Origin of the sequence: Pedobacter psychrophilus (genome assembly GCF_001652725.1) — a bacterium.
GTDB lineage: Bacteria > Bacteroidota > Bacteroidia > Sphingobacteriales > Sphingobacteriaceae > Pseudopedobacter > Pseudopedobacter psychrophilus.
In genome coordinates, this window is sequence record NZ_LWHJ01000030.1 from 115,587 (window position 1) to 132,900 (window position 17,314).

The 17,314-nt window shown below is 32.7% G+C and carries 15 protein-coding genes; 12 read left to right on the forward strand and 3 right to left on the reverse strand.

What is annotated here, in order from left to right; translation table 11 throughout:
* Positions 1-11 precede the first annotated feature (11 nt).
* Positions 12-836 carry a glycogen/starch synthase gene (locus A5893_RS14205; protein WP_068823250.1) on the reverse strand — a complete coding sequence of 275 codons (825 nt, stop codon included), beginning with the start codon at positions 834-836 and terminating at the stop codon, positions 12-14.
* 143 nt (positions 837-979) lie between these two features.
* Here A5893_RS14205 and panC point away from each other — a divergent pair, with 143 nt between their 5' ends.
* From panC to A5893_RS14255, 10 genes are all read left to right on the forward strand, one after another.
* Entirely contained in the window at positions 980-1,825 is an 846-nt protein-coding gene (panC, locus tag A5893_RS14210; protein WP_068823251.1) for a pantoate--beta-alanine ligase, read from the forward strand.
* Between the two features lie 35 nt (positions 1,826-1,860).
* Positions 1,861-2,211: an aspartate 1-decarboxylase gene (gene panD / locus A5893_RS14215; RefSeq protein ID WP_068823252.1), complete on the forward strand. Its 351-nt coding sequence runs from the start codon at positions 1,861-1,863 to the stop codon at positions 2,209-2,211.
* 3 nt (positions 2,212-2,214) lie between these two features.
* On the forward strand, positions 2,215-3,213 hold the full coding sequence (locus A5893_RS14220; RefSeq protein ID WP_068823253.1) for a lysylphosphatidylglycerol synthase transmembrane domain-containing protein: 999 nt from the start codon (positions 2,215-2,217) through the stop codon (positions 3,211-3,213).
* The gene (gene rfaE2, locus A5893_RS14225; RefSeq protein WP_068823254.1) at positions 3,197-3,700 is read left to right on the forward strand and encodes a D-glycero-beta-D-manno-heptose 1-phosphate adenylyltransferase; all 504 of its coding nucleotides are present in this window, start codon (positions 3,197-3,199) and stop codon (positions 3,698-3,700) included. The genes A5893_RS14220 and rfaE2 overlap by 17 nt, the downstream gene beginning before the upstream one ends.
* A gap of 334 nt (positions 3,701-4,034) precedes the next feature.
* Complete coding sequence (locus A5893_RS14230) at positions 4,035-5,174, forward strand: acyl-CoA dehydrogenase family protein (protein ID WP_068823255.1); 1,140 nt, start codon at positions 4,035-4,037, stop codon at positions 5,172-5,174.
* Positions 5,175-5,296: 122 nt separating this feature from the next.
* On the forward strand, positions 5,297-6,541 hold the full coding sequence (locus A5893_RS14235; RefSeq protein ID WP_068823256.1) for a peroxiredoxin family protein: 1,245 nt from the start codon (positions 5,297-5,299) through the stop codon (positions 6,539-6,541).
* Positions 6,542-6,546: 5 nt separating this feature from the next.
* Entirely contained in the window at positions 6,547-6,981 is a 435-nt protein-coding gene (locus A5893_RS14240; protein ID WP_068823257.1) for a hypothetical protein, read from the forward strand.
* A 12-nt stretch (positions 6,982-6,993) separates the two neighbouring features.
* Positions 6,994-8,268, forward strand: a complete 1,275-nt coding sequence (locus tag A5893_RS14245) for a replication-associated recombination protein A (RefSeq protein WP_198342335.1) — start codon at positions 6,994-6,996, stop codon at positions 8,266-8,268.
* A gap of 98 nt (positions 8,269-8,366) precedes the next feature.
* Positions 8,367-9,863, forward strand: coding sequence for a proton-conducting transporter transmembrane domain-containing protein (locus A5893_RS14250; RefSeq protein WP_068823258.1), 1,497 nt, complete (start codon positions 8,367-8,369; stop codon positions 9,861-9,863).
* A 2-nt stretch (positions 9,864-9,865) separates the two neighbouring features.
* Positions 9,866-12,190, forward strand: a complete 2,325-nt coding sequence (locus A5893_RS14255; RefSeq protein WP_068823259.1) for a DUF2309 domain-containing protein — start codon at positions 9,866-9,868, stop codon at positions 12,188-12,190.
* Positions 12,191-12,266: 76 nt separating this feature from the next.
* On the opposite strand, the gene A5893_RS14260 is transcribed toward A5893_RS14255, so the two are convergent.
* Positions 12,267-13,190: a LysR family transcriptional regulator gene (locus tag A5893_RS14260; protein WP_068823260.1), complete on the reverse strand. Its 924-nt coding sequence runs from the start codon at positions 13,188-13,190 to the stop codon at positions 12,267-12,269.
* A 118-nt stretch (positions 13,191-13,308) separates the two neighbouring features.
* Here A5893_RS14260 and A5893_RS14265 point away from each other — a divergent pair, with 118 nt between their 5' ends.
* Positions 13,309-13,572, forward strand: coding sequence for a hypothetical protein (locus A5893_RS14265; protein WP_068823261.1), 264 nt, complete (start codon positions 13,309-13,311; stop codon positions 13,570-13,572).
* A 117-nt stretch (positions 13,573-13,689) separates the two neighbouring features.
* Positions 13,690-14,922 (forward strand): metallophosphoesterase, encoded by a 1,233-nt coding sequence (locus A5893_RS14270; RefSeq protein ID WP_068823262.1) that lies wholly within the window; start codon positions 13,690-13,692, stop codon positions 14,920-14,922.
* Positions 14,923-15,201: 279 nt separating this feature from the next.
* On the opposite strand, the gene recQ is transcribed toward A5893_RS14270, so the two are convergent.
* Entirely contained in the window at positions 15,202-17,313 is a 2,112-nt protein-coding gene (gene recQ, locus A5893_RS14275) for a DNA helicase RecQ (RefSeq protein ID WP_068823263.1), read from the reverse strand.
* Position 17,314 lies beyond the last annotated feature (1 nt).

The following is a 17,314-nucleotide window of genomic DNA, read 5'->3' on the forward strand; positions in this document are numbered from 1 at the left end:
TCTAAATAGTTTTAAGCAACTGATATTAATACATCAGACGCAATTTCTTGGTAAAAATTGTAATAATTTTCCAAATCTAATGTAGAATCGTATTCTAAAACGGGTTTTTCTGATTTTTTAACATAGTTTAACACCTCTTCAGATATTGTGTCGTCAGCAATAACAACGGCATCTGAATAATCAATAGCACCAATATTAAGTGATGTATGCGTTCCGTCATTATAGCTTTCTAAATCTTTACTTTCCATACCTTTCATCAAGGCTTTTTTAGTAAAATCTGCGCCTAATGAATTATCAAAACTTTGGTTATATAAAGAATAAACAATTTTAGCTTCTTTAAAAGTTGGATCGTCTTTGTAGCTGGTTTTTAGGTAAGCAGGAATCAAAGAGCTCATCCATCCATGGCAATGTACCACATCAGGTGCCCAACCTAATTTCTTAACAGTTTCTAATGCACCTTTGCAAAAGAAAATTGCCCTCTCATCATTATCTGCATAAAACTTGCCTTTATTATCATTAAAGACATATTTTCTGTGAAAGTAATCTTCATTGTCTAAGAAGTAAACCTGCATTCTTGCTGCCGGAATAGAAGCCACCTTAATGATTAAAGGGTTATCCGTTTCATCAATAATAATGTTCATCCCAGAAAGTCTGATTACTTCATGTAATCTATTCCTTCTTTCATTAATGTTACCAAAACGAGGCATAAGAATTCTAATTTCGAATCCTTTTTCTTGCATTGCTTGTGGTAATGTTCTTGTGATTTTAGAAATTTTTGTCAGTTCAAGAAATGGTGACATTTCATGTGTGATAAACAAAAGCTTGGTTTTTCCCATCCTAATCTTTGTTAAGTTTTTGTTAAGAAGTATTTTATAGAGCGCAAATATACGGAATATATAGCAATTTTTCAATTAAGCAATTAAATGCTTTGTATATTTAGAACTAATTATACACTTTTGCCGATTAAAACCTTGCATTTTTGAAAATTTTTAGAACCCAAAAACAACTGACCGATTTTTTAGGGACTTTAAATAATTCTATTCTAAAAATTGGATTTGTACCAACAATGGGTGCATTGCATCAAGGACACCTATCTTTAATCGAACAATCAAAGGAAATTTGTGATTTAACAATTGCTAGTATTTTTGTTAATCCTACTCAGTTTAATAACCCAAACGATTTATTAAAATATCCTAAACCCATTGAACAAGATATAGCCATGCTTGAAAAAGCTGGTTGTGATGTGCTTTTTAATCCTGAAACAGATGAAGTCTATACAACTGAAGAGGAAATTTGGAATTATAATGTGGGCGAACTTAACGCTTTGTTAGAAGGGGAGTTTAGACCAGGGCATTATTTAGGCGTAACACAAATTGTTTACAAATTATTTAACTGGGTTAAGCCAAATGTGGCTTTTTTTGGGCAAAAGGATTATCAACAATATTTAGTCATTAAAAAAATGGTTAAAGATTTTAATTTAAATATAGATGTTATTTCATGTTCAATTATCCGTGAAAAAGATGGCTTAGCAATGAGCTCTAGAAATATACGGCTAAATGCCGATGAACGTACCAAAGCACTAATAATCAATAAATCTTTAAAATTTGTAAAAGAAAATTTTGATCAGTTTAAGCTATCGGAACTAAAAGAACTAGCGAAAAACTTTTATAATGGTATTTATGGCGTGAAATTAGAATATCTTAAAATTTGTAAACAAAATTCATTAAAAGAGATAACTGAAGAGAAAGATAAATCTAATGCCATTGCACTAATTGCTTGTTACGTGGGCGAAACAAGGCTAATAGATAATATGATGCTTTCCTAACAATACTTTTAAATACTATTTTTTAAATTTGCATCATGATTATTGAAGTTTTAAAATCAAAAATCCATAGGGTAAAGGTTACTCAGTCTGAGTTAAATTATGTAGGTAGTATTACTATTGATGAAGATTTAATCGATGCTGCAAACATGATTCCTAATGAAAAAGTGCAAGTTGTAAATAACAACAATGGCGCTAGGTTTGAAACTTACATTATAAAAGGAGAACGTGGCAGCGGAACAATTTGCCTAAATGGTTCATGCGCTAGACTAGCCCAAATTGGAGATATAGTAATTATTGTATCTTACGCCCACTTAGAATTAGAAGAAGCTAAAAAACATGAGCCTGTTTTGGTTTTCCCTGATGAAAATAACCGTTTGATAAAATAGAAATTGAAAATAAGCCCAATTGCATTTTTAAAATATACTTTATTTTTTTTGCTGGGCATAGCAATTACCTATTACCTTTTTAAAACTCAATACCATTCTAATTTTCCGGATGATTTAGCTAACGCTGATAAGACTTGGATTTTAATAACAGCTATAACTGTTATGATTCCACATTATTTGAGAGCATTACGCTGGAAATTGTTAATTCAACCTTTAAAGAAAAGTAAAACATCAACTTTAAATGTATTTAACGCTATCATGATTGGTTATTTTGCCAATTTAGCGTTGCCAAGAGCTGGTGAAATAATGAGATGTGCCTGGCTATCTAAGAAAGAAGATTTAAGCACTGTTTCTCTGATTGGAACAGTAATTACTGAGCGAATCATTGATTTATTTGCTTTAGGGATAATTGTGTTGATGGGATTAGGTTTGTATTTTGAGATTATTCTTCATTTTACACAAGGCATTGATTTTAAGACATTAATATTATCTAAAATATATTTATTTATAGGATTAATTTTGATTTTATTGATTGGAACTTATCTGATTTTTAAAATTTTTACTTCACAAAATAAACTCGCAATTAAAATAAAAGGTTTTATAAATCAACTAAAAGAGGGATTGTTGAGTTTAAAAAAAATGGAGCAACCATTTCTGTTTAGTTTTTATACAATCGCTATTTGGTTTTTTTATGTTTTTTCTACCTATTGTGGGTTTAAAATGCTACAGGAAACTTCACATCTAACTTTATCTAATGCTTTATTAACCATTATTGGAGGTAGTTTTGGAATGATAGCTCCAATCCAAGGAGGTATAGGTGCATTTCATTTTATGGTATCTCAATGTTTAATACTTCTAAATGTTAGTGCAGGACCTGCGTTAGTTTATGCAACTATTTTACATGCCATACAAACTTTATTAGTAATCATTTTTGGTATTTTAGCATTGATAATAGGAATAGTTTATCAACCTAAACATAAAGTAGATGTTACAAAATCTTGATATTATCCAAAACAAAATATACGGTTCTTTAAAAGATTTTGAAGGGCAATTGAAGGTTTGGAAAAACGAAAATCAAAAATTGGTTTTTACCAATGGATGTTTTGATATTATGCACTTAGGTCATATAGATTATCTTTCTAAAGCTGCAGATTTAGGATCAAAATTGATTATTGGTTTAAATTCTGACGCTTCTACAAAAAACCTAAAAGGTCCAACTAGACCAATTTGTGATGAAACATCCAGATCTAGTTTATTAGCTGCTTTATTTTTTGTAGATGCAGTTATTCTATTTGATGATGAAACTCCTATAAAATTGATCTCTAACATTTTACCAAATGTTTTAGTTAAAGGCGCAGATTACACAATTGACCAGATAGTTGGCGCAAAAGAAGTTTTAGCAAACGATGGCGATGTAAAAGCAATCTCATTTTTAGAAGGATATTCTACTTCTTCTATAGAAAAGCGAATAATAAAAGCACATCAATAGACCTTCAATTTGCTATGCTTGCATAATATTTATTATATTTGAAAACAGTGTTGGTTTAACTACAGAGGTCTCGGAGCTTTTCATAAAGAAAACAGAGAATTCTTTGATTGAGATGATTCTTAAATATTTAAGGTTTGCGTTAGGGATAGCAGTGAAAATCCTTTTTGTTTTTCACAAAAAGATTGTATCCGCCAGCTGGCGGACCGACCCTTCCGCTAGCTAGTGGATGGGAAACGCCCAAATAATAAATATTTAAATCAGAAAAAATTAAATCAATCCATATTACATCTACAATCAAATTTTAATCGAACAAAAACTATCATAATTTAAAACTATGGATTTCCAGTTTACAGAGGAGCATTTAATGATACAACAGGCAGCAAGGGATTTTGCACAAACAGAATTAAAACCTGGTGTAATAGAGCGAGATGAGCATCAAAAATTTCCGACAGAGCAGGTGAGAAAATTAGGCGAGCTGGGCTTTATGGGAATGATGGTAGACCCAAAATACAATGGTGCCGGGATGGATGTAATTTCTTACGTTTTGGTAATGGAAGAGCTTTCTAAAATTGATGCTTCTACATCTGTGGTGGTTTCTGTAAATAACTCTTTGGTGTGTTACGGTTTGGAAGCTTATGCAAATGAAGCACAAAAACAAAAGTATTTAAAGCCTTTGGCAACCGGAGAAAAAATTGGTGCCTTTTGTCTTTCTGAGCCTGAAGCGGGTTCTGACGCCACTTCGCAACACACAACTGCCGAAGATATGGGGGATTATTATTTACTAAACGGAACTAAAAATTGGATTACAAATGGAAGTACTGCCTCTATATATTTAGTAATTGCACAAACGCATCCAGAAAAAGGTAGTCATGGTATAAATGCTTTGATTGTAGAACGAGGAATGGAAGGTTTTGCAATTGGACCAAAAGAAAATAAATTAGGAATTAGAGGTTCTGATACGCACTCTTTGATGTTTACAGATGTTAAAGTGCCTAAAGAAAATAGAATTGGTGCAGATGGTTTTGGATTTTCTTTTGCGATGAAAACTTTGGAAGGTGGTAGAATTGGAATTGCTGCGCAAGCATTAGGAATTGCTTCAGGTGCTTTTGAATTAGCCAAACAATACGCAAAAGAGCGCAAGACTTTTGGAAAACCAATTTCAGAACATCAGGCTATTGCGTTTAAATTGGCAGATATGGCAACAGAAATTGAAGCCGCAAGATTACTGGTTTTGAAAGCCGCCTGGCTTAAAGACCAAGGTTTACCTTATGCACAAGCAAGTTCTATGGCTAAACTTTTTGCATCTGAAGTGGCTATGAAAACCACTGTAGAAGCTGTTCAAATTCATGGTGGATATGGTTTTGTAAAAGAATACCATGTGGAACGTTTAATGCGAGATGCTAAGATTACTCAAATTTATGAAGGAACATCTGAAATTCAGAAAGTTGTAATTTCTAGGGAGATTTTGAGGTAGTTAATTTAATTCGAAATAGCTATTTAACATGATGTAAATGGCTATTTTTTTCTTTAAGAATAAATTAAAATATTAATTGTTTTATATTAACGTTTTTAATTATCACTATTCATTTTCATCACATGAAATCTCCCATTAAGTATATCCTAATCTCTCTATTTACAATCATCATTATAAATTCTTGTGATAAACCATCAAATAAATTACAAGCTGGTATTTGGCGAGGAGCATTAATAACAGAATCTGGAGCTGAAATTCCTTTCAATTTTGATGTGGTGGATAGTGAAGGGAAATATTATATAGAGATTATTAACAGTTCTGAAAGGCTTAAAGTTGATGAGATTACCCATTTAGGAGATTCTATCCATATCAAATTACCTCTTTTTGATTCTGAAATTAACGGAACTTTGGTTGATGGAAAAATAGATGGCATTTGGACAAAACATTTAGCCAATAAAGATGCTCAAATGACTTTTTACGCTCAGGCTGGTTCTGCATGGAGAATTAAAGAAAAAGCGATGCAACCAACTGTTGATGTTTCTGGCAGATGGGAAACTACTTTTATTAGTGCAGATAAAACAGATACTACTCAAGCGGTTGGCGAGTTTGTTCAAAATCAATCAAAAGTTACAGGGACTTTTTTAACCACCACTGGCGATTATCGCTACTTAGAGGGAATGGTAGAAGATAATAAATTGGTGCTTTCTACATTTGATGGTTCTCATGCCTTTTTATTTACTTCTACAATAAATCCTGATAGCACCATGTCTGACGGAAAATTTTATTCTGGCTTTTCTTCTATTGATAATTTTACCGCAAAAAGAAATGAAAAAGCCATTTTACCCGATGCTTATGGATTTACTTTTTTAAAGGATACCACCAAACAAATTGCTTTTACTTTTCCCAATTTAGAAGGGAAAAAGATTTCTTTAAGTGATTCAAAATTTAAAAATAAGGTAGTTATTCTTCAATTATTAGGTTCTTGGTGTCCAAACTGTATGGATGAAAGTGCTTTTCTAACTAAATTTTACGATAAATATCATGACAAAGGAGTGGAGATAATTGGTTTGGCTTATGAGCGCACCAAAGATTTTGAAAAATCTAAAACTAACCTTGAAGGGTTGAAAAAGCGTTTTGATATTAAATATGATATTTTAGTTACAGGTTATACCAACGATAAAGGCGAGGCTGCTAAGAGCTTACCAATGTTAAATAAAATAGCTGCTTTTCCAACCATGATTGTGATCGATAAAAAAGGAAATGTTAGAAAAATACATACCGGCTTTAGTGGTCCAGGAACTGGGAATCATTATGTGGAATTTGTGAACGAGTTTGATAAATTGATTGATGACTTATTAGCGAAGTAATTTTTATGATGCGATTAAGCTTTGTATTGTTATTATTTATCCTTTTTGCTTGTCAAAATAAATCTGCAAATGTTTTAAAAGATGAAATAAATATAGCGGTAAGTAAAGATTCTTCGTCATTGATAATTTCTAATATTGATGATTATATTCTAAGAGATCTTTCTACCGATACTTTATCAAATTCTATGTGGGCCCAAACCATTGCTGTCTATTCTAAAACAGATGATGAAGATTTGCAAGATTTAGAGAAACCCATTATTGGTAAATATGCTATTGCAGATAAAAACATCGTGTTTACACCAAATCTTTCTTTTAAAAAAGGGAAATCTTATTTAGTGGAACTTTATTTGCAAAACCCCAGCGGAGACATTACCGAGAATTTAAAGAAAAACAGCTCTTTATTTAATCAGGATGCCATCCAAAAAACTATTCAATTTTAATCGATAAAAAAATTGGCTTTAACAGATCCCTTAGCAGAAAGGATGCGTCCCAAATCTTTGGCGCAATATACTGGTCAACAACATTTAGTTGGCGAGGGAGCTGTTTTGCGCAAGGCGATTGAAAACGGACACATTCCTTCCATGATCTTTTGGGGTCCGCCCGGAGTTGGAAAAACCACTTTAGCATTTATTATTTCTCAAAATTTAGACCGTCCGTTTTTTCCTTTAAGTGCGATAAATTCTGGCGTTAAAGATGTGCGAGAGATGATTGACAAAGCCGCTCAATATAAAAAGGGTGGCATTGTTCCTATTCTTTTTATTGATGAGATTCATCGTTTTTCAAAATCGCAACAAGATTCTTTGTTGGGAGCTGTGGAGCGTGGTTTAGTGGTATTAATTGGTGCTACAACAGAAAATCCATCTTTTGAAGTGATTTCGGCTTTGCTATCTCGATGCCAAGTTTATGTGCTTAAAAACCTGACGGAGGAAGAATTGATTTCACTTTTAAAAAACGCGATTTCTCACGATGAAATCCTTCAGAAAAAAGAAATCGAGTTAAAAGAAACGGAAGCGTTAATCAGGCTTTCTGGCGGCGATGGACGTAAGCTTTTAAATATTTTTGAGCTGTTGGTAAATGCTGCTAATAATAAAAAAGTAATCATCACTAATGATTTTGTATTGACGCATATTCAGCAGAATATGGCTTTATATGATAAAACTGGCGAGCAACATTATGATATCATTTCTGCATTTATAAAATCTATCCGCGGCAGCGACCCAAATGGAGCAGTTTATTGGTTAGCGAGAATGATTGAAGGCGGCGAAGACCCTAAATTTATTGCTAGAAGACTTTTGATTTTAGCGTCAGAAGATATTGGAAATGCAAACCCGAATGCGCTCTTATTGGCAAACAATTGCTTCCAAGCTGTAAATGTAATTGGTTGGCCTGAGTCGAGAATCATACTTTCACAAGCGGTAACTTATATGGCATCATCGGCTAAAAGCAATGCATCTTATGAAGCAATCGCAAAAGCACAATCTTTGGTTAAACAAACTGGAGACTTGCCGGTTCCTTTACATTTGAGAAACGCCCCAACAAAAATGATGAAAAACATGGATTATGGTAAAGATTATAAATACGCCCATGCTTTTAAAGACAATTTTATAGACCAAGAATTTTTGCCAGAACAACTAAGCGGTACCAAGCTTTACGACCCTCAGGATAATCCTGCAGAATCAAAAATCAGGGAGCATTTAAAAAAGTTGTGGGGTAAGTATGGGTATTGATTATAAAATATATTTATACATTGCATAACAAACATAAATAAAAATTTATGTATTAGTTTTTTCAGATTTGTGAAGTCAAAAACTTTAACAATTTGAAAATGAATACAAATTCTTCAATTGAAAATCCTCCACCTAACGGTTTCAAAGAAAAGCAAACATTATATAATCTAAATCAAGATTCAACCACAGTTTTAGCCACCACAATCAATATTTTTTTGTGGATACTTTTTCTAGGAAATGCGTTCTTTTTAGCCATCAACTTTTCAAATAACCTAGTTTGGAATGTTGAAGAAATCATTCGCATTAACGGTTTCACTTTATTAATTTGGTCAACCGTTACATTTTTTAGTGCCATTTTAAGCACTTACTGTAAATACTATCTTGCTGGTTTCAAATACCAAAAAAAATTCATCGGCTTAAGCCTAGGTTTCACTTTTTCGGTAATGCTTTTTATTGCCTCTAATCACATTGCATTGTTATTATTATCATGGTTTGCAATGGGTGTTTTTATGGCGGGTTTAATAGGTATTAATGCAGAATGGAAAGAAGCGCAAGAAGCCAGAAAATTTGCGCAAAAATATTTCTTTTTAGGAACTCTGTTTTTAAGTTCCGGAGTTTTATTGTTGGCAGAAAAAACCAACACTCACACTTTAGAAGGCATCATTAAAAACGTAAATAATCTTTCTCAAATCACAATTGTCATTGCAGCTTTGTTTATCATTACCGCAGCAATTATTCAATCGGCAATTTACCCTTTCCACAGGTGGTTGCTTTCAGCAATGACGGCTCCAACACCAGCATCAGCATTGATGCATGCGGGTTTTGTAAATGGAGCAGGCATTTTATTGGCGCTTTTTGCTCCACTAATATTTGCTTCAAACACTTTTATCTTATTATTAATCATCGGCGGATTAACCGCCATTATTGCCCAGTTTACCAAGCTTTTACAAACCAACGTTAAGCAAAAACTGGGATGCTCAACCATTGCACAAATGGGTTTTATGATTATGCAATGTGGTTTGGGTTTCTTTAATACAGCGGTAGTTCACCTTATTCTTCATGGCTTTTATAAAGCTTATTTGTTTCTTGCATCAGGGGAAAACATACAACAAACCAAACCAGAAAAACCCGAGAAAATTGTGATTAAACCATTGCAAGCTATTGTGGTTCTTTTCTTTGGAATAATTGGCGCTTATCTTTTTGCAACATTAACCGGCAAAGGATTAGGTGTAAATAGTGGAATATTTTTAACCTTGATTGTAGCTATCACAGTCGGACAAATTACTTACAACATCGTCAAACAAAAAAATCTCAGCATTTGGCAAAAAGCATATATCCCGCCAATATTATTTTTATTGGGCATAGGTATTTACGCTTTGATTTATAATGGAGTAACTCATTTAATGGCAACAATGTCAATGGTTGATGTGCCTTTACCACTTAACGCTATACAAATCATATTCGGGATTATATTTTTGATAGGTTTCTTTATCATGAAACTTGGCATATACCGCAACTTTTCATGGCTTTATGTAAAGCTATTGAATGATTCGCAACCTTATCATAAAACTTTATTAATGTTTAAAAGCAAATAAATATGAGCGAGCAAAACTTTATCAAACTTATTGAAAAAGCATCTAATGTAGTTGGGAAAACATTTCCTTTATATGCTTTTGTTACCTCTAATCCCTTATCTGGTTATGAACAAGAGACCTTTTTTAATGCTACAGAAAGTGCTCAGAAATATTTTTCAGGTTCTTTTTTCCCTACTGCGGAGGTTTATAAACAAGCTTGGGATGCAAATGAAATTGACGGAAAGGTTTTAAAGAATATGCTTTTTGCTGATGGATTTACGGAAAGCCCGGCTACTTACTTACAACAACTAGTAAATCAAAAAACTTCAGTAGAAGAAAACCCAAATCATCATTTAGATACCTTAATGGTAAAATGGCTGAGTTCTTTTTTAGACGAAGGAATAGCTGAATGGGAAATGCCTAACAGAGAAGATGGTTTTTATAATGCTTGGAGAAAATTAGCAAAATATGATGGAAAGCTAAACATAAAATCCAAAAAAGAAATACCCGAATCGGCAATAGAATCATTACAACAAGCCCTTAAAGATTACTCCGATGATGAACAGTTACAAATTTTAGAATATCATATCGCAGCTTTAGCTGGCTGGACAGGCTACATAAAATATAGAGCAGAGAACAATACAGATTGGCAACAAAAATATCCTATTTCTTTAGCAGATTATTTAGCGGTTAGACTTTGGGTTGCAATTAAAATAAATGCTGAAATAATTTCGCCAACTAAAGATAGAACTTTACAAAAAGAGAAAGCAAAACTGCAATATGTTTGGTTAAAAGCTTGGGAAAAAACCTTACAAAATAAATTGGTACAAAAACTAGAGAAAAAGCAAACAACCGTTGAGGATGTGATTAAAGCAGATGAAACACCAGATGCACAACTGGTTTTTTGTATTGATACCAGATCTGAATTAATCAGAAGGCATATTGAAGCACATGGGAATTATGAAACATTTGGCTTTGCTGGTTTTTTTGGAATAGCTACAGATTATAAGGATTTAAATACCGGAATTGTTAGAAAATCTTGCCCACCAATAGTTAGTTCTGCTTATACCATTTCTGAAAAGTATCAAGATGGAAAAGCTAAAGAAATGGCAAACTTTAAAAAAACCACTGAAGAATTAAAGTTTAAAAATTACTTTCTAAAGAGATTAAAAAACATGTTGCCATCTGCATTTGGTTATGTAGAAGGTTCGGGTTTAGTTTATGGAGCTTCTTTGGTTGCGAGGTCACTTTTCCCTGGAAAGCTTTATCAAATCGAACAAAAAAACTCCAATTCTCATGAAAATTTTTGCGATGCAACACTTGAACACTGTCATTCAACAGAAAATTCTTTGGCTAATATTCCTTTAACGGAAAAAGTTGCTATTGTTTACTCTGCTTTTGCGGTAATGGGATGGCAAAAATTTGCTCCATTAGTAGTTTTCGCAGGTCATGGCAGTCATTCAAAAAACAATCCATTTGGTTCTAGTTTAGATTGTGGCGCTTGCGCAGCCAGTCCAGGAAGAAACAATGCCAGAATGTTGACAGCTTTAGCAAATTTGCCAGAAATAAAAAAAGCTTTAGCATCGGACCATAATTTGTTAATTCCAGAAAACACCTTTTTTATTGGGGCAGAACATAACACCACGACAGAAAGTATTTTATTGTTTGATAGCAATGTACCGGCATCACACCAAGAACATTTAAAAGCTTTAAAAGAGAATTTATCAAAGATTCAATTAAGAGCCATAAAAGAAAGAAGAGGACTAATTGATAACGAAATAAATCACGTCCACAAAAAAGCAAATAATTGGGCAGAAACCAGACCAGAATGGGGACTAGCAAAAAACGCAGGATTTATAATTGGGCATAGATCCTTATCAAAAAATGTAAACTTAGAGAGCAGATGCTTTCTGCAATCTTATAATTGGAAAACTGACGACAACGGCTCATTATTAGAGGCCATAATGCAAGGACCTATGACGGTTACGCAATGGATAAACAATCATTATTATTTTTCGACAGTTGATAACGATAGGTTTGGTGGAGGATCAAAAATTACACACAATGTTACTGGAGGTTTTGGTGTATTACAAGGAAATGGAGGAGATTTAAAAATAGGCATTCCCTTACAATCTGTTAATGCGACAGACGATGAAATGTTTCATCAGCCTTTAAGGTTATCAGTGATTATTGAGGCGCCGCTTGAAAGAGTTACTGCAATTTTACATAGAAACCCAAATTTGAAAAGTTTAATAACTAACGAATGGATTTATTTAATGGTGATGGATCCGCTAAAAGATGCGATTCCAAAATTGTATGTTGATGCTGCACAAATTGAGTTTGCATAATAAGTAAGCTGATTAAAGATGAAAGTTTTGGACTAAATTGAAAGCTTTCTGCTTTTAGCTTTCTGCTAAAGTGAACTCAATATTTCTCGTACCAATCAAATTTACTGTGAACAATATTCTCTTTTTCATCTTTCAGATACTTTAGAAAATGTGTTGCCGCTGGCGAATGGTTTTTACCTTTTAACCAAATCAAACTCCAAGTAGAAGTAATAGGTAATCCTTTTACAGGGATAATTTGTAAATCTTTATTATTAAGCTCGTTTTTAATCCCAATTAATGGCATAATTGAATAACCCATGCCGGCAATTACAGCTTGTTTAACCGCTTCATTAGAGGTTAATTCCATCTTTTTAAGAATAGAGACATTGTTTTTATCCATAAAATCTTGCATGGTTTGCCTTGTTCCAGATCCTTTTTCCCTAAAAATTATGGGTAGGGTGTTTAGTAGGGTTTTATCATAAATAGGTTTATGATATTCATTTTTTAAGCCTCCAACCAAATAAAGCTTATTTTGTAAAAGATCTAATTTTTCAATATTTAAATTGGTAGGTAAAACAGAAACTAAGGCGAAATCTACTTCGTTATTCTCTAAACTTTTTAAAACTCCTTTTTTATTAGTGACGTCAATCTGTAATTCTAAACCTTCATGTTGGCCTACAAAATCGGTAATAAAGAAAGGCATTACATATTGCCCTGTAGAAACTACTGATACTTTAAGTTTACCCGTTAATTGCCCTTTAAAAGCTTGTGTTTTATAATTAATGGCATGTACCTGATTCAATATGTTTTCTGCAGCTTCTGCAAGCTCTTTCCCAAAATCGGTAATGTAAATTTTACGACCAACTACTTCTGTTAAAGGAATATCAAACTGTAATTGTAAGTTCCTTAATTGTATAGAAACTGCTGGCTGTGTCAAATATAATTCTTCTGCGGCCTTGGTAACACTTTGCGTTTGTGCAATCTTTAAGAAAATGTGTAGCTGATTGAGAGTATAATTCATAAATATATGTTATGCTTACCATTACAAACATAAATAAAAACTAATGATTTAGAAAGCGCATTTTTGATTTGTAAATTAGGTGATTACCTATACAGTTATGATAAAAAAATAATAAAACATGATAAAAAAATTTAAACTAATTGAAGGGATTTTTAGTGCTTCAGACGCTAAAGAAATTTTATTAAACCTTATTGAGGAAAAAATTAAATTTCACGAATTAAGAAGTTTTAGTGATGAGGTAAAACAGGGTAAGAAGAATGATGAGTCATTATTAAAAGTTGCCGAATTAAATGATACAAAGTCTAAAATTAAAGCGTTGCTAGAAAAGGTGGAGAATGGGAAAAATCTCAAAATCAATTCATTTATTGAAATTGAAAACTAAAATTCAAGTAAATTTTAAAGCTTACAAATCGGATTCTTCTTAGATAATTTTAAAATTAGAACTTTATCACTAATTAATCGATTAAGATTAGTTAATTAGTGGCATATTAGACTTTAAATGAGGAGAAAGACAAGCGTATTACCATATATAATTTTCATTATTTTTTTAGTAATCATTAATTGGTATGTTACAAATGGATTCCAAATATTATTTCCAAATTTCTTTTTTCAAGAAACTTTTACCTCCGTTAATTTAATAATAAGCTTTTCTTTAATCGCAGCAATATTTAGGCTACAAAGCCACGGAATGGATGGTTTTTTTAAACTTGCCACGCACTTTTTTGTTGTGATTTTTGTTGCGGAAATAGTTGCATCTTTAATACTATTGGTTGGAGATATTGTGATATTAGCATTGGCATTCTTTGGCAATCATGATCCAGAAACTTTTTTACCTCTTAGGATTAATACGTTTTCAATAATTGCTTTAATTGCTTTTATCATAGTTATTCTTGTATTTATTGATGGAATTGTAAGGGGTAAATATGCCTATCGGGTAATTAAAAAAACTTTATTTTTTGATGATTTGCCACCAGCTTTCGAAGGCTTTTCCATTACTCAAATTTCTGATGTTCATTCAGGAAGTTTCAATAATAATAAGGCAGTTCAAAAAGGAATTGATTTAATTAATGCTCAAAAATCTGATTTATTAGTTTTTACCGGAGATTTAGTTAATAATAAAGCAGAAGAAATTGTTCCTTGGATTCCGCTATTTCAACAAATTAAAGCCAGCTATGGTAAATTTTCTATCCTCGGCAATCATGATTATGGTGATTACATCAAATGGCCTAATGATTTAGAGAAAAGAAAAAACTTACAAAACTTAAAGGATTATCATCAACAAATTGGCTTTAAACTATTGTTAGATGAAAATGTAACTATAGAAAAAGGCGGACAAAAAATCGATTTATTAGGAGTAGAAAACTGGGGAATTGGCTTTGGAGAAAGAGGAGATTTGAATAAAGCCTTATCAGGCACAAACCAAAATGATTTTAAGATTTTGTTATCTCATGACCCATCGCATTTTGATGCTCAAGTAAAAACCCATGCTTCAAAAATTAATCTAACATTAAGTGGACATACTCATGGAATGCAATTTGGAATTGAGGCCTTCGGGATTAAATGGAGTCCGGTGAAATACCGTTACAAGCATTGGGCTGGTTTAAAAGAAGAGCTTGGAAGGTTTTTATACATTAATAGAGGTTTTGGCTTTTTAGGTTTTTCTGGTAGGATTGGTATTTGGCCAGAAATTACGGTAATTGAGTTGAGGACTTTTAACCACAAAGCTCAATAAGAAAAAAAAGTTGCCACTAATTCACTAATAAAACACTAATCTAAATTTGAAAATTAAATTTGTCTGAATCTTGATTTTCAGGATTTAAAGATTTTCAGGATCAAATATTTTAAACTTAGATTGGTGCAATAAAATCATTTTACTTCATAAAGATTAGTGAAAATTAGTGCAATTAGTGGCAAAAAAGTCTGAATCTTGATTTTCAGGATTAAAGGATTTAATGATCAAATATTTTAAACACAGATTAGTAAAAATTGGGGCTATTAGTGGCTAAAAAAACTAACCTCGTTTCTCCAATACAGCTAAAGCCAATCTAATTTTATGATAAGGAACAGACTCCTTTAAATGTTCAAATATTGGTTTCATTATTTTGGTTTCTTTCAATGTTAAAGTTGCTTCCTTCACCATACTAACTTCATCCTCATTCACATATTTAGCTAGACTTTCTATTTTTCCGCTTAAATATAATTGTGCTAAATGTGAATAAACAGTTGCTTCTGCTATATTTCTTGTGATGGCAATTTCAGAAATGCTGATGTTTTGCTGCAACATTTTCAAGGTATCTAAATATGTACTTCCTTTCGATTTTTTAATTTCAGAAGTAGAAGAAAAATCGTTGATAGCATTTAGAAATGCTTCTCCATATTTAAAAAGTTTATGCTCCCCAACTCCCGAAATAGTTAATAATTCTTCGGCGGTAGTTGGTTTTTGACGCACCATTTCGTCTAAAGTAGCATCAGAAAAAATCACATAAGCAGGTACGTTTTCTTTTTCGGCAAAAATGCGACGTACTTTTCTTAAAGTATTAAATAACTCTTCGTAGTCACTTACAATTTTTGGTTGTCTTGTTTTTACGGTTTTTTCTACTGCTTTAATCGAGTTTAAAACAGTAAGTTCAATTTTCTTTTTGCCAAATAAAATGTCATTTCCTGCAGGAGTAATTTTTAAGGCAAAATTTTCATCATAAGCCATTTCTAAAATTCCCAAATTAAGCATTTGCATAATGTAACGCTGCCAATCAAAAAGTGGGATTTCTGCACCAGCTCCGTGGGTTTTAATTTTATCGTAACCAGCAGCGATAATTTCTTGTCTTTTACTTCCTCTTAAAACATCAACCAACATGTTCAAGCCTTCTTTTTCTCCCATTCGCATTACTGCAGATAATGCTTTTTGTACCGTTACCGTCCCATCAAAATGCTGACGTGGATTTGCGCAAACATCACAATTACCACAGTTTTGATCAGGACTTTCAGAAAAATAATTCAGTAAGATCTTCCTTCTGCAACTATCGGCTTCTGCATAATTTTGCATCCGCTTTAGCTTTTCTAAATTTACTTCGGCCATTGCGCCTTCACCAGCAAATTTATTTAGCAGTTGCAAATCGGCATAGTTATAATAAAGAATGGTTTCAGAAGGCAAACCATCCCTTCCGGCCCGGCCGATTTCTTGATAATATCCTTCAATATTTTTTGGTAAATTATAATGAATTACCCACCTCACATTAGATTTATCAATTCCCATCCCAAAAGCAACAGTAGCACAAACCACCTGTAAATCGTCATTTATAAACCTTTCTTGTACAGAAGAACGAACGGCAGCATCCATACCAGCATGGTAAAACATGGCATTTATTCCTTGGTTTTGTAAAGCTTCATAAGCCTCTTCGCATTTTTTCCGGCTTAAGCAATAAATAATGCCGCTTTGGTTTTTTCTTTCCTGTATAAAATCAATAATCTCGTTTATTTTTTCTTTTGGCTTAACGCCGATTTTCACTTCTAAGCTTAAATTTTTCCGGTCGAAAGAAGTAATAAATATTTGAGGTTTTTTTAATTTGAGTTGCTTAATAATATCTCTTCGGGTCAATTTATCTGCAGTAGCAGTTAAGGCAATAAAAGGAATCGAAGGATAACGTTCCCTCAAAAAACCCATTTGTGTGTATTCTGGTCTAAAATCATGTCCCCAAGAAGAAACACAATGTGCCTCATCAATTGCAAAAAGACTTATTTTACAAGCTTTCGTAATGATTTCTGTATCAGAAAGTAATTTTTCTGGAGATATGTAAAGTAATTTTATCTCGCCATTATGGCAACCATTTAATATCGCTTGTTGCTCCTCAAAACTTTGCGAACTGTTGTAAAAGGCCGCAGAAATTCCATTGCTCCGCAAAGCATCCACCTGGTCTTTCATCAAAGAAATCAATGGTGAAACTACAATGGCAGTTCCTGGTAAAAGCAAAGCCGGAATTTGAAAACATAAAGATTTTCCTCCGCCTGTTGGCATCAACACCAAAGAATCGGCTCCTGATAATGTTTGCTCAATAATTTCTTCCTGTTGCGGACGAAAATTCTCGTAACCAAAGTATTTTTTTAGGAGTTGATTTGGAGAGAGCATA

What these genes read in the sequence shown, in the direction of transcription:
- A5893_RS14205 (WP_068823250.1), bottom strand. Translation starts at nt 836, where the DNA reads ATGGGAAAAACCAAGCTTTTGTTTATCACACATGAAATGTCACCATTT.
- panD (WP_068823252.1), top strand. Translation starts at nt 1,861, where the DNA reads ATGATTATTGAAGTTTTAAAATCAAAAATCCATAGGGTAAAGGTTACT.
- rfaE2 (WP_068823254.1), top strand. Translation starts at nt 3,197, where the DNA reads ATGTTACAAAATCTTGATATTATCCAAAACAAAATATACGGTTCTTTA.
- A5893_RS14230 (WP_068823255.1), top strand. Translation starts at nt 4,035, where the DNA reads ATGGATTTCCAGTTTACAGAGGAGCATTTAATGATACAACAGGCAGCA.
- A5893_RS14235 (WP_068823256.1), top strand. Translation starts at nt 5,297, where the DNA reads ATGAAATCTCCCATTAAGTATATCCTAATCTCTCTATTTACAATCATC.
- A5893_RS14240 (WP_068823257.1), top strand. Translation starts at nt 6,547, where the DNA reads ATGATGCGATTAAGCTTTGTATTGTTATTATTTATCCTTTTTGCTTGT.
- A5893_RS14250 (WP_068823258.1), top strand. Translation starts at nt 8,367, where the DNA reads ATGAATACAAATTCTTCAATTGAAAATCCTCCACCTAACGGTTTCAAA.
- A5893_RS14255 (WP_068823259.1), top strand. Translation starts at nt 9,866, where the DNA reads ATGAGCGAGCAAAACTTTATCAAACTTATTGAAAAAGCATCTAATGTA.
- A5893_RS14260 (WP_068823260.1), bottom strand. Translation starts at nt 13,190, where the DNA reads ATGAATTATACTCTCAATCAGCTACACATTTTCTTAAAGATTGCACAA.
- A5893_RS14265 (WP_068823261.1), top strand. Translation starts at nt 13,309, where the DNA reads ATGATAAAAAAATTTAAACTAATTGAAGGGATTTTTAGTGCTTCAGAC.
- A5893_RS14270 (WP_068823262.1), top strand. Translation starts at nt 13,690, where the DNA reads ATGAGGAGAAAGACAAGCGTATTACCATATATAATTTTCATTATTTTT.
- recQ (WP_068823263.1), bottom strand. Translation starts at nt 17,313, where the DNA reads ATGCTCTCTCCAAATCAACTCCTAAAAAAATACTTTGGTTACGAGAAT.